Annotated in this window: 10 protein-coding genes; 5 read left to right on the forward strand and 5 right to left on the reverse strand. The window is 42.2% G+C overall.

The features are described 5' to 3' along the window. Positions 1-15: 15 nt before the first annotated feature. The 4 genes from I5907_RS14370 to thrA form a co-directional block, all read right to left on the reverse strand. Positions 16-837 (reverse strand): hypothetical protein, encoded by an 822-nt coding sequence (locus I5907_RS14370; RefSeq protein ID WP_196991506.1) that lies wholly within the window; start codon positions 835-837, stop codon positions 16-18. 25 nt (positions 838-862) lie between these two features. Further along, positions 863-2,149: a threonine synthase gene (thrC, locus tag I5907_RS14375; RefSeq protein WP_196991507.1), complete on the reverse strand. Its 1,287-nt coding sequence runs from the start codon at positions 2,147-2,149 to the stop codon at positions 863-865. A gap of 440 nt (positions 2,150-2,589) precedes the next feature. Next, on the reverse strand, positions 2,590-3,531 hold the full coding sequence (locus tag I5907_RS14380; protein ID WP_196991508.1) for a homoserine kinase: 942 nt from the start codon (positions 3,529-3,531) through the stop codon (positions 2,590-2,592). A 26-nt stretch (positions 3,532-3,557) separates the two neighbouring features. Beyond that, positions 3,558-6,005: a bifunctional aspartate kinase/homoserine dehydrogenase I gene (gene thrA, locus I5907_RS14385; RefSeq protein ID WP_196991509.1), complete on the reverse strand. Its 2,448-nt coding sequence runs from the start codon at positions 6,003-6,005 to the stop codon at positions 3,558-3,560. Between the two features lie 314 nt (positions 6,006-6,319). Here thrA and I5907_RS14390 point away from each other — a divergent pair, with 314 nt between their 5' ends. After that, the gene (locus I5907_RS14390; RefSeq protein ID WP_196991510.1) at positions 6,320-6,475 is read left to right on the forward strand and encodes a hypothetical protein; all 156 of its coding nucleotides are present in this window, start codon (positions 6,320-6,322) and stop codon (positions 6,473-6,475) included. 108 nt (positions 6,476-6,583) lie between these two features. Here the strand turns inward: I5907_RS14390 and I5907_RS14395 are convergent, their stop codons facing one another. Beyond that, positions 6,584-9,115, reverse strand: a complete 2,532-nt coding sequence (locus I5907_RS14395) for a zinc-dependent metalloprotease (RefSeq protein ID WP_196991511.1) — start codon at positions 9,113-9,115, stop codon at positions 6,584-6,586. A gap of 604 nt (positions 9,116-9,719) precedes the next feature. Between I5907_RS14395 and I5907_RS14400 the strand changes: the two genes are divergently transcribed. The 4 genes from I5907_RS14400 (at position 9,720) to I5907_RS14415 (ending at position 12,809) form a co-directional block, all read left to right on the forward strand. Beyond that, positions 9,720-10,583 carry a MotA/TolQ/ExbB proton channel family protein gene (locus tag I5907_RS14400; RefSeq protein ID WP_196991512.1) on the forward strand — a complete coding sequence of 288 codons (864 nt, stop codon included), beginning with the start codon at positions 9,720-9,722 and terminating at the stop codon, positions 10,581-10,583. Between the two features lie 65 nt (positions 10,584-10,648). Then, entirely contained in the window at positions 10,649-11,314 is a 666-nt protein-coding gene (locus I5907_RS14405; RefSeq protein WP_196991513.1) for an ExbD/TolR family protein, read from the forward strand. 50 nt (positions 11,315-11,364) lie between these two features. Next, complete coding sequence (locus I5907_RS14410) at positions 11,365-11,922, forward strand: ExbD/TolR family protein (RefSeq protein WP_196991514.1); 558 nt, start codon at positions 11,365-11,367, stop codon at positions 11,920-11,922. A 53-nt stretch (positions 11,923-11,975) separates the two neighbouring features. Further along, positions 11,976-12,809, forward strand: coding sequence for an energy transducer TonB (locus I5907_RS14415; protein ID WP_196991515.1), 834 nt, complete (start codon positions 11,976-11,978; stop codon positions 12,807-12,809). Positions 12,810-13,094: the final 285 nt, after the last annotated feature.

The following is a 13,094-nucleotide window of genomic DNA, read 5'->3' on the forward strand; positions in this document are numbered from 1 at the left end:
CACAGGTATTAAATTTCAGTAAGGTACAATGGCATATTTAACCGTTTTATCTTTTACCTCTTTAAAGTTGTTGTTTGAAAAACGGTAGGTTGTATAAGAACCTGTAAATACATGTTTTTTATCTGTGCCGGGTATGGTAAGTAACATCGTTGTGCTGTCGTAAGACAATGGCGGAATTTTTTTTGCTCCCCTTAACTGTGTCGCATTAACAGCTACAAAAAGGCGATGCTGTTTACCCGGTAAAATGGCTGGCGTAGACAACACATCCTGCTCAATACAAAAAGCTTTTATTTCCTGCCACGGTTCTGTGGTGGTGCCCTGGCCGTAACCTTTTGCCAGGTAAATTATCTTGTCTTTGGTTTTGAGTGTATAGATAGCCGTGTATCTTATCTTGGGATTTTCAGGTGTGCTTTTAATAAACTCCTGTTTGTTGGGTACAACGTAGATGGAGTCGTTATAGCGGTATAGTATCACTGATGCATAATCGGTCTTTGTATCTCCAAGCCGCGTATCCCATGAAACCATGCAAAAATTCCTGTCCTCAGATTTTATAATGGTGAGCGTATTAAAATCGAGCGTGTCTTTCATGCTCATGATCGTATGCTTCCAGTTACTGATCAGTGCAGGCACTGTTTCGCCGGCAGCAAGTAAAGGTGTAAAATCCTTTTGCCGGTGTCTTGCGTCGTTGATCTGTGCAAACTGTTGTGTTACGAGCTCATGGAATGCTGCAACAGAATCTGTTTCCGTTACATTTTGTTGTATGTACGAGTCGTACACTGATTGCGCATGGGCAACCTGGAGTTTTACTATAAGAACGGTTAAGAAAATACGTTTCATAAAAAGGTAATGCTAACTGCTGGTATCAACGCATCATCCAGTCTTTGAATGCTTCGAATGATGAAGTTAGCATAACACTTTTTTTAGTCTTGCTTAAAAGGTGCTGAACGCTTTCAGGTATTTTTATGGTTTCTCCTGTTACAGCCTCAACCGTTTCCGGAAATTTTACAGGATGCGCTGTTTCAAGTATAAAGCCTTTTTCATTACCGCTTAAATAATCTGCCAGTGCTTTATATGCCACGGCGCCATGCGGGTCTAATAAATAGTTGAATTGTTCCTTAACCGTTTTAATTGTTGCTTTAGTTGTCTCATCATCTATGCTCACACTGCCAAGCATACTTTTAAGCCCGTCAAATTTTTGTTGAAACAACTCCATAATACGCACAAAATTGCTGGGGTTGCCCACATCCATAGCATTGGATATGGTGGCTACTGCCTGCCTGGCTTTGTATGCACCGGTTTGTAAAAATGCCGGCACAGTGTCGTTAGCGTTACAGGCAGCAATAAAATGTTTTACAGGCAAACCACTCATATATGCCACAATGCCTGCGCAAATATTTCCGAAGTTGCCACTCGGTACACATATCACCGGTGGTTCATCAAACTGCCACTGCTGGCAGGCATAAAAGTAATATAGCTGCTGTGGCAGCCATCTTGCCACATTAATGGAATTGGCAGATGTAAGGGCATATTTTTTATTCAGTGTTTCGTCTGCAAAGGCCTGTTTTACGATTGCCTGGCAATCATCAAAATTACCCTGTACTTCGATGGCCGTAATATTGCGGCCCGGCGTTGTTAACTGTAGTTCCTGCACGGGGCTTACTTTCCCTGACGGGTAAAGTATGATTACATCAACACCGTCAACACCAAGAAAACCGTTGGCAACGGCACCGCCTGTATCTCCGCTGGTGGCTACCAGCACTGTTGTATGCGTCTTGCTATGCCTGTTGAAATAGCCCAGGCAACGGCTCATAAACCTGGCGCCAACATCTTTAAAGGCAAGGGTAGGCCCATGGAATAATTCAAGCGCCGATATACTGTCTGAAATTTGTACCAGTGGAAAATCAAAGTTGATCGTTTCTGCAATAATCTGCTGCAGCACATCATCCGGAATGCTTTCGCCTACATAGGGCTTCATTACCGTAAAGCCTATGTCTTCTTTGCTTTTGCTTTTTAAGTGTTGTATAAAATCTTTTGGCAACACCGGTATGTGCTCAGGAAAATACAAGCCCTTATCAGGTGCCTGTCCTTTTACGGCGGCTTCTGCAAACGATACACGTGGAGATTGATGGTTAAGGCTATAGTAGATCATAAATATTCATCGGTATAAAAACTGTTTATAAAATTGCTCCCGGCAATGTTGTGTTATCATTCTATTGATACGCGCTGTACATGCATTGCTATGTATTATTATGTTTCCGGCAACTGTTTTTCATGGCATCGCCTGTTGTGTCACTCACTTGTACTTTCAGATCATTGTGCATCAGCCTCCGGTTCAGCCAGGTTACCTCTAATGCACCACGTTGGTTTGATGAAATTCCTTGAGCATCATCTTTATAACCGGCACTTTTAAAACCATGCACATCTGGCCATTTTTGTTACACAAAAAGCACGGTTGTGTATTATTATGAACGTGGCCATTGCTGAGTAATGCTGTATTGTACAAGTGTGCGACGCAAGCAAAGCCCAATAGCAGCAATGCAGCCCGGTACATAAAAATCTTTATTGCTTTATACGCATGTTATGGAAACCTCAGGCATTGTTTGCTACAGCTTCCAGCTTTACCCCATGCGGATTGATGGTGGTAACATGCGTATGATAATCGATGCCGATACGCGTAAACACAGCTTCCATTTCTTTGGCCACAGCATGTGCTGTGGAGGCATCTTTGCTTAGCATAAAGATAGACGGACCGCTGCCACTGATGCCCCCGCCGAGGGCACCGGCATCTTTACTTCGTTTCTTTACTTCATCAAAACCAGGGATAAGAATGCTGCGTACGGGCTCAATGATCACATCTTCCAGCGAGCGGCCGATAAGATCATAATCGCCTTTTATAAGACCGGCAACAAGCCCGGCAATATTTCCCCATTGTTTAATGGCATCTTTTAACAGTACCTGTTGTTTAAGTATCTGCCTGGCATCTGCAGTGCGTACTTCAATCTGCGGATGCACCACTGTTACGTGCAGCGGCGGGGCTTCTATGCTCACTATATCGAGCGGGTGAATGGCACGTATCAAGGTTACACCGCCGTAGATACATGGCGCAATATTATCTGCGTGCTTTACACCGCTGGCCACTTTTTCTCCAAACATGGCAAAACGAACAAGGTCTGCCTTGCTGAAACGATTATCCAGCAGGTGATTGGCAGCAACTACCACGCCTGCTGCACTTGCCGCACTGGAGCCTATACCACTCCCGGGCTTTATAATCTTGGTTGACCGGATGATAAAACCTTTTACATCCGGTGCTTCGTCCATTAATGCCAGCATGGCTGCACCGCTTACATTTTTTTCCGGGTCTGTAGGTAAGTTATAATCGTCGTTATTAATGATATGCACACCTGGTTCATCTGTTATCTCCACTTCAAATGCATCGCACGGTTCATTGAGTGCAAAACCGAGTATATCAAAACCGCAAACCATATTGGCAACTGTTCCGCAGGGGTAGGCCTTTACTGTTTTCCTGATCATTGTTCGTTATTGTTTGTTCATTGCATTTACACCCTTGCCACTCTAATTATGTCAGCAAACACACCGCTGGCCGTAACATCTGCACCGGCACCTGCACCCTTTACAACCAGGGGTTGCTCGGGGTAACGTTGTGTATAAAAGAGTACAATATTGTCTTTGCCATACAAATGATAAAAGTCGCTGTCAGCAGGGATGTGTTGCAGGCCAACAGAAGCTTTCCCGTTTTCAAATTGTGCCACAAATTTAAGCTTGCAGTTTTTTGCTGCAGCCTCATCATACAATTTCCTGAAATGTGATTCCTGCCTGCCCATTTCTGAGTAGAAATCTTCCACTGTTCCTTCAAAACAACTTTGCGGTAAGAAGCCGTTGTTTGTAATGTCGTCCATTTCAATTTGTTCGCCTGCTTCACGGGCCAGGATCATAATCTTACGCATTACGTCTGTGCCACCAAGATCGAGCCGCGGGTCAGGCTCGGTATAACCTTCTGCCTGCGCTTGTCTTACCACTTCCGTAAAAGGTTTGGTGCCGTTGTAGTTATTGAACACAAAATTGAGTGTGCCCGACAGAACAGCCTGGATTTTGATTACCTTATCGCCGCTTCTTCTCAGGTCGTTCAATGTGCCGATAACCGGTAATCCTGCACCTACGTTGGTTTCAAAAAGGAATAACGCGTTGTATTCTTTTGCAAGTGACTTAAGTTTCAGGTAGCTTTCGAAAGAAGATGAGGCAGCTATCTTGTTGCATGCAACCACGGAAACAGTTTTAGCCAGTAAAGACCCGTAAACAGCAGCTACACCTGCGTTGGCTGTTACGTCTACCAAAACGCTGTTGCGAAGATTTTTTTCAATAACCGTTGTTACGAATGCTTGCAAGTCCATTGCGTCAGCAGCATCCAGCGAAGCCTTCCAGTTTGCCAGATCGATTGCATTACCATTTTCTGCAAACAACATTTTTTTACTGTTTGAAATACCTGTAACACGCACCTGCAGGTTTAGCTGCTCCAGTAAAAAAGGCTGTTGTTGTTTAACCTGGTCTATCAGTTTACTGCCAACATTGCCGGCACCAATTATAAATATGTTCAACTGCTTGTAAGTGGTTTCAAAGAATGCTTCGTGTAAAACGTTGACAGCTTTTTTTACATCATTGCCGGCTATAACCGCCGAGATATTTCTTTCAGAAGAACCTTGCGCAATGGCCCGGATGTTTACGCCGTTTTTACCAAGTGCATCAAACATGCGACCAGCTATACCTGTGTGGTGGCGCATTTTATCGCCGACAAGGGCTATAATGGACAGGTCTTTTTCCACCTTAAGCGGATCTAATTTGCCCTGTGCTATTTCAATTTCAAAAGCATTATCAACAGCCAGTTTTGCTTTGTCACTATCTGCGGTGTTTACGGCTACGCAGATCGAATGTTCAGAAGAACTTTGAGTAATGAGAATGACATTGATCTTTTCTGAAGCCAGGGCTTCAAACAATCTTTTGGAGAAGCCCGGAATGCCAACCATGCCGCTGCCTTCAAGGCTGAGTAGTGCTATGGCATTGATGCTTGAAATGCCTGTGATGATTTCTGCTTCGTCGGCAGCAGCACTGCTGCCTATTACTGTGCCGGCTTCGTTGGGCGCAAAGGTATTTTTAACCCAGGTAGGAATATTTTTTTGCATGACCGGCTGAATGGTGGGCGGGTAGATGACTTTTGCACCAAAATGCGATAACTCCATTGCTTCCTGGTACGAAGTGGCGGCAATGGTTTTGGCGTTGGGCACCCAGCGTGGATCGGCTGTCATCATGCCTGTAACGTCTGTCCATATTTCAAGTGAGGTGGCGTGTACCGCTGCAGCAAAAATTGCAGCAGTGTAATCTGAGCCCCCGCGCCCCAGCGTGGTTGTATTGCCTTGTTCATCGCTCGATATAAAGCCAGGTGCCAGGAATAGCTGGTTGCCGGACGAAGAAACAGCGTAGGAAATTTTGTCGTTGGTAATGCTAAAGTTTACCGCAGCAAAACCAAAATTGCTGTTGGTTTTGATGAGCTTTCTTGAATCGAGCCACTCATGTGCAATGCCCAGGCTTTGCATGTAGGCGGCAATGATTTTTGAAGAAAGCATTTCCCCGAAACTGATAATACGGTCTTTTGTACGCAGTGATAATTCTTTCAGGTAGAAAACACTGTTGCAAATTTCGTCCAGTTCATTGAAGTGTTGTTTGATCATGCTCAGGCAACTGCTTTGGTGTGTAACGGGCAACAGGGCACGCGCTGTATCCAGGTGTTTGGTTTCGAGTTGCTTTAAAACTTCTTTGTAAAATTCCTCACTTTGTTCTGCCAGTGTGCCTGCTTTGATCAGCAGGTCTGTAACGCCACCTAATGCTGATACGACTACGATTTGCGACTCAGTATTGCCTTTTACAATGGCTACTACTTTCTGTATGTTTTCGGCATTTGCTACAGAAGAGCCGCCGAATTTTAGAACCTTCATATTAATATGTTGAATGCTTTATGTTTATAGTTGTTGGTGGATACCAGCTTTGATATATAATTTTTAGCTTTTGCATTGAATGCGTTTAATAAGCGCCTTTTGATTGGTATGTTGGTTGCGAAAAGTGGCTACTATAAGGATCAGACCTTTCATTATGCAACAGCGTTCATTAAATACAATATTTATTCTTTTTAATGCTTCCGGTGTGGAACAGGGGATGATATGACATTGTGCAACCCTTTACAGGGTTGTAGTAGTTGTTGTTGAAGTTGCTACAACAACTTCGGCAGTGGTAAAAGTAATGATATGAGCAGGTGATTGATTCATCTCAGGCAGGCAAGTTAATTGTAACATTATTTATAACAAGCGTTAGTGTAGAAATTGATGGAGATTTTGTTTGCAGCAGTGTGGCCGCATGCGTGTTGAATAAACAACCGGAAGCAAAAGTGAGTGACACAACAGAAGCTTAATAGTAGCAATGCAGCCGGTTACATACATCTTTTATTCGCCTGTATACGGGCAAATGAAAAAATCCCGCCTTTTATAGCGGGACTTTTATTATTTACCTCTTGTTTAGATTATTTTGGATCGAGTGCCCTCTTTATGCGCTCGGCAACATCCTGCAAATGGTATTTGCTCATTTTATCTGTAGTGCCGGGGATAGCTGCAAGAATATCTGCTCTCAGCGATACCAGGTGTGCTCTTACAATTGAGGGCACATCGGTATTTTTTACATTGGTACCAAGCAGTGCCGCAAATGATGCCGGCAAACCACTTATTTGTTGCGGAGGTGCTGGATTAAGGATACTTATCAGCGCTTCCACATAAGCTTTTTGCACGTTGCGACGCATGTTATCGATAGGTCTTTTGGATGCAAGTTCGCTCCATACACCTTTCTTTACATCATCCATCATTTCGTCTACCAGGTAAGTATTGGCGTTTCCAAACCTGTTGCTGCTTACTGCCATTATATTGAGGCGTGAAGGCCTGAATAGGCTGTTGATGGCGCCGATCTGGATATTGTTAACCGTTTCTGCAGATGTTGGATTGGATGTTTTGTTCAGGATTGTTTTATCAAACAACCAGGTAGGTGTCTCGAACAACTGTTTCTGGAGAAACATGATGGCTTCTTTTTGGGTTGCTTTTGGTGCAGGCTCGTACACATCGCCACTTTGTTCTACACTTTTAGGTGTTTCATAAATACCGCCAACGTTTTTGATTACATGGTTCATGTAGCGGTTGAACTGAATAACAACCTGCCCATACATATCATCGAGGTTCTGGTATTTATCCGCTTCTTCTTTGGTCCATTCCGGCAGGCCCTGAATAATTCTTTTGAGGTTTTTGATGCCGTATTCTCCAGCCTTCATAGAGTTGTCTCCAAGGTCTTCTGTCTGGGATCTTGGATCGTAAGGGTTTAGTTCTGTTCCAAACCACAAACGAGGGTTTTTGCCAAGGCTGTCTATGATCCACCTGTTAGTTATTTTTTCATCTGCATCCTCATCTTTAACGTCTGTTAAAGTGTAACCCCATTTAATAGCCCATTTGTCGTAATCTCCGATACGTGGGAACAGCCCTTTCTGTGTAATGCCATCTTCAGGTTGCGCAACGTAGTTGAAACGGGCGTAGTCCATAATAGAAGCTGTATGTCCGTTTGCTTCTACCCATGCTTTGTTCCGGAGCATTTCTACAGGTGTTTTGCTGCTGCTACCCATGTTGTGGCGAAGACCAAGTGTATGCCCAACCTCATGTGAAGAAACAAAACGCACAAGCTGTCCCATAAGCGAGTCATCAAATCTCATCTTTCTTGCTTTGGGGTCAACGGCGGCGGCCTGTACCATGTACCAATCGTGCAGCAGTTGCATTACATTATGGTACCAGCCAATGTGGCTTTCCAATATTTCGCCACTGCGGGGGTCATGAACATTAGGCCCATAAGCGTTTTCGATGCCTGAGGCAAAATAGCGCAGTACCGCAAAACGCGCATCTTCCAGGCTCATGGTAGTATCATCTTCAGGCCACTCTTTTCCCATAATGGCATTTTTGAAACCAGCTTTTTCAAAAGCTGACTGCCAGTCGTTGATGCCCTGGATAAGGTATGGTCTCCACTGCTTGGGAGTAGCAGGATCTATATAATATACAATTGGTTTTTTAGGTTCAACAAGTTCGCCTCTTTTATACTTCTCAATATCTTCTTCTTTTGGTTCCAGACGCCATCTTACCACGAAAATGTCATCCTGAACTTTTTGTTGATCATCTCCAAATACCGTGTAGTTGTCTGCAAAATAGCCGACACGCGGGTCAAATCTTCTTTTCTTCATTGGCTGTTTGGGCAGTAGAATGAAAGACGTATTCATTTCAAACGTTACTGCACCGGCTGCAAATGCTGCGGGCAGTCCCGATGAAATGACAATACCGCCGCCGCCACCCATACTTGGGGAAGAGTTGAAGGTCTTTACTGTTTTTACTTCTATGTTTAAAGGAAAGCTGGCAATGTCTTTAATAAAACTCCTGTCGGTAGCAAGATTGGCCAGGTTCAATGATCTTTTTCCCATGGGGTCTATGCTTACTACCTGGTTATCGCCGCTAAAAAAGCTGGTAACATCTATTACCAAACCGGAAGAATCTTTGCTTCTTGCTTTTACATCAAAGGCTGCCGCAATCGGGTTAACGTTAGAGTTCGTTACAGCTTTGTAAATCTGGTTGGTAGAATCTGCAACGCTTATTGTTGTAACAACCCGTAAGAACACATTTTTATTGGGTCCCTTTTCCCATGTTACCACCTGCTCGTTTGCAAGTTCGCCACCATAAATAAAACCACCACCGGCCACTTTACTAAAACGTGTTACAGCCATTACCTGCCGGTTGAATAATGAGTCTGGTATTTCAAAATACCATTTGTCATCAACCTTGTGTACAGTAAACAATCCCTGTTTCGTGATTGCTTTATCCGTAATAACATCTTTGAATTTTTTCAACCCATCTTTTGGTTGAGTAGAATCAGGCTTGTTTACAGGTGGGGGAGAGGGGACTGTGTCAGTTTTCTTTTTTTGCGCATGTAAATTAAAACCTATGCCCAGTGCACAAAACAGCACAAAGATCTTCTTCATAAATAATTTGAGGTTAAGAAATCAAAAAATAAATATACACGAATATCAACTATAACTTTATTTGTGTTTACAGCAGCCGGTAAAATATTTTGAACGGTATTTTTTGTAGCCGGGCATTTGGTTCAATGGTCATCTTCGTTGCGTCGCACACTTGTACTGTATAGCATTTATGAACAATACACTGCACTATATATTGGTAACATTTTAAAAAGTTGTAGATAGAGATAACCATACGTTGTTTATAAAAAACAAAGGTTATTCAATGAAGTGACTTACATTGCCATAAATATCATTACACTTATATTTGATCTGTACCAAAATTGCGAATGAATATTTGTTCGGTGAAACACAACAACAGCGCAACTTCAGGCATTATAAAGTGTTGCAGCCAGGTGTAAATAAGCTAACGGTTGTTAAATTTATGCAGTTGTATTATGCCTTGTTTTACAATCAATAAAAACTAAAAGTTGGTTGCAATAAGTAAAGTTTTTAATTTGTGTACCCAATTAAATTATTTGCCATAAACTTGTTTTTTGTATATAAATTTCATTAGAATTGTACTTTTAAAAATTAAACCAATTTTTTACCTAAAATCAATTGTGTCATGGCTGAAACTAAACCAACTGCAACAGCAGCGGCAAAGAGTTCTACTTCCGTACAACCTGTTAAGAAGAGTAACGCAATTTCATGGATAGCTCCAATTTTGTGCGTGGCTTTCGGGTACATCATCTGGCGTTTTATTATTGGAAATCCTGACAATTTCGAAAGGCCTGATACATCAGGTGGTTTCTGGCCAGACAATCAGGGACCTAAAACAGCACTTTCAAGAATGTATTTGGGAGGTATCATTGTGCCTCTTTTGATCGGTTGTTTTCTAATTGTATTGACGTTTGTTATTGAAAGAATTCTCACAGTATCGAAAGCTTCAGGTAAAGGAAGCATTCCTGACTTTATCAGGAAAGTTCAATATCACCTTGCAAACAAAGATGTTGATAAAGCAATGGCTGAGTGCGACAGACAAAAAGGTTCTGTTGGTAACGTTATGAAAGCCGGTCTTCGCAAGTACAAAGAAATGATCTCAAACACAGAGCTTGATACCGAGCAAAAAGTATTGAATATTCAAAAAGAAGTAGAAGAAGCTACAGCACTGGAATTACCAATGCTTGAGAAAAACCTGGTGTTCCTCTCAACACTTGCTTCTGTTGCTACGCTTTTGGGTCTTTTAGGTACGGTGGTTGGTATGATCAAATCGTTCTCTGCGCTTGGTGATAGTGGTGGTGGTGAGGCTGCTCAGAAACTTTCTGAAGGTATATCTGAGGCACTTTATAATACTGCACTAGGTATCGGTACTTCAGCTGTATCAATTATTATGTACAACGTGTTTACAACAAAAATTGACGCGGTAACTTATGGTATTGATGAGTCTGGTTTTACTTTAACACAAAGCTTTGCTGCTAATTACAAATAACAGGAAAAGGCATTGTGGAATATTTCCAGGATTGCATCTAATTACTGAAGTTTAAAATTAATAAAATGGCCAGACCGAAAATTCCGCGAAAGAGTACATCAGTCGACATGACTGCGATGTGTGATGTGGCCTTTCTGTTGCTGTCTTTCTTTATCCTTACCACGAAGTTTAAGCCTTCTGAGGCGGTAACGGTAGAAACACCTAATTCGGTGGCATCAAAAATTGCCCCGGATAAAGATGTGGTGATGATAACGCTTAACAAAGATGGAAAGGTATTCCTTTCAACAGGGGATAATTCATCAGACATTCAAAAAAAGCATGATATCATTTCTTCCGTAAATGAATCCAGAAATCTTGGTTTGTCTAAAACAGATATCGACGCGCTGACCAAAGCACCTTTCATTGGCGTGCCGGTGGAACAACTTGCTCAGCAGGCCAAATTGCAAACAGACCAGATGAATGACAAAACCTTGCCGGGCATACCTGCAAAAGACTCTACCAATAACCAGATGATCGACTGGATGAGAGCCGTTTCTGACGTATACCAGGGAACAAAGGTTAATCTTTTGCTGAAGGGTGATAATTTAGCTAAATACCCCTCATTTAAAAATGTTCTTACTGCTTTCAAAAAGAATAAGCTGTTCAAATTCCAGATGGTTACTAACCCGGAAAGTGTACCACAGGGTAGTGATCTATGGAAGGCTAATATGAGTGGTAAGGCTGTTGAGTAACTACAGCCAATTCAGAAAACTGATTCTTCAACAAATAAAAAAGCTTTTTTATGGCAGAAATGGATACCTCGGGTGGGGGGAAACATAAAAAAGGCCCGGGAGTCAAGAAAGGTAAAAAGATGTCTACAAGGGTAGACCTTACGCCAATGGTTGATCTTGGTTTCCTGCTTATTACGTTTTTCATTTTCACCACGACAATGAGTCAGCCTACCGCTATGAAGTTGAACCTGCCGGACGACAGTGCTACACCGGAGGAACAAAATAAGGCGAAAGAATCTGGTGCATTCACCATTTTACTGGGCAAAGACAATAATGTTTTTTTCTACGAGGGTATGCTTCAACCTGACGGCTCCAACTTTAAATCTTCAAATTTTAAAGATATACGGAGTGAGCTGATCAAGAAAAAGCAAAATACAGACACCGCAGATCTCGTAGTGGTAATTAAACCAAGTGATGAGAGTAACTACAAAAATGTTATTGATATTTTAGACGAAATGTCAATTAATGTAATCAAAAGATATGCATTGGTTGATATCTCTCCACAAGAGGATGAACTTGTGAAAATCTCTGAAGGCGGCGGCGCTGCTGCACCTCCGGCAGGTCAATAATTTTTTGTGGAATTTTCACGTATTTGAATCATAGTTAAATATAATTCCAAACCATGGATATAAACAAAATCTTAAACGCCGACATTCTCGACATCATATTCGAAGGTCGAAATAAAGAATACGGTGCATATGAATTAAGAAAGACATATAAGAAACGCCTTACCACGGCTATCTTATCTATGGTTGGCGTTTGTTTACTCGTTTTTGTAGGCGTGTTACTTGCTAATGTTGTAAAGTCTGACAAACCGGTACAAATGCTTGTACAGGATGTTCAGCTTGCAGATGTTAAGCAGGAAGAGAAAAAGCCGGAGCCGCCTCCGCCGCCACCTCCTCCAAAAGTTGAACCGCCTAAAATTGAGATAACGAAGTTTACGCCTCCAAAAATTGTAAAGGATGAGGAAGTAAAAGAAGACGAGAAGCCACCAGAACAGGAAAAACTGGAAGAAACAACAATCGGTACTATTAACCAGGAAGGTGAAAAGTCTGATGTTGTTGCTCCACCGGTTGAACAAAGTACAGGCGTTGTGGAAGCTCCAAAAGTACAGGCAGAAGACTACGATAAAGAGTTTAAAACTGTACAGATTGAAGCCAAGTTTCCCGGTGGTGCCGCAGCATGGCAAAAATATCTGCAAAGAAACCTGAACAGTGAAGCGCCTGTTGAAAATGGTGCGCCTCCGGGTAACTACACAGTTATCGTTTCTTTCCTTGTAGATAAAAACGGTAACATATCTGAAGTTCAGGCATTGAATGATCCCGGTTATGGAACCGCTACAGAAGCTATACGCGTAATTAAGAAAGGGCCGGCCTGGACTCCCGCAGTGCAGAACGGACGTAACGTAATTTACCGTCAAAAGCAAAGTGTAACATTCCAGGTAGCAGAAGGATAAAAGCACTTACTTAGATTGAATACTAAAAGAGGTTGTCTCAACAGAGACAGCCTCTTTTTTTGCCGTAAGTATTTTAGCTAAAATGAATGTCATTTATTGTCTTTAAAACGATTGCCCGTTCTTAGTTGAAGAACCGTGTCCGAACGGCGGAATACAACATGTTTTTTGGATGTCTTTTGTTGTGCAATGCAAGTTGTACCGTTCTCAGGACTGAATGTTTAACGCTTAATATGTTGTGTAGGCGGTCATAACAGTAAGAGGATGTATGTTGTCAAAGACACCAAC

This window comes from Panacibacter microcysteis, from assembly GCF_015831355.1.
GTDB classification, from domain to species: Bacteria; Bacteroidota; Bacteroidia; order Chitinophagales; family Chitinophagaceae; genus Panacibacter; species Panacibacter microcysteis.

What these genes read in the sequence shown, in the direction of transcription:
- I5907_RS14370 (WP_196991506.1), bottom strand. Translation starts at nt 837, where the DNA reads ATGAAACGTATTTTCTTAACCGTTCTTATAGTAAAACTCCAGGTTGCC.
- thrC (WP_196991507.1), bottom strand. Translation starts at nt 2,149, where the DNA reads ATGATCTACTATAGCCTTAACCATCAATCTCCACGTGTATCGTTTGCA.
- I5907_RS14380 (WP_196991508.1), bottom strand. Translation starts at nt 3,531, where the DNA reads ATGATCAGGAAAACAGTAAAGGCCTACCCCTGCGGAACAGTTGCCAAT.
- thrA (WP_196991509.1), bottom strand. Translation starts at nt 6,005, where the DNA reads ATGAAGGTTCTAAAATTCGGCGGCTCTTCTGTAGCAAATGCCGAAAAC.
- I5907_RS14395 (WP_196991511.1), bottom strand. Translation starts at nt 9,115, where the DNA reads ATGAAGAAGATCTTTGTGCTGTTTTGTGCACTGGGCATAGGTTTTAAT.
- I5907_RS14400 (WP_196991512.1), top strand. Translation starts at nt 9,720, where the DNA reads ATGGCTGAAACTAAACCAACTGCAACAGCAGCGGCAAAGAGTTCTACT.
- I5907_RS14405 (WP_196991513.1), top strand. Translation starts at nt 10,649, where the DNA reads ATGGCCAGACCGAAAATTCCGCGAAAGAGTACATCAGTCGACATGACT.
- I5907_RS14410 (WP_196991514.1), top strand. Translation starts at nt 11,365, where the DNA reads ATGGCAGAAATGGATACCTCGGGTGGGGGGAAACATAAAAAAGGCCCG.
- I5907_RS14415 (WP_196991515.1), top strand. Translation starts at nt 11,976, where the DNA reads ATGGATATAAACAAAATCTTAAACGCCGACATTCTCGACATCATATTC.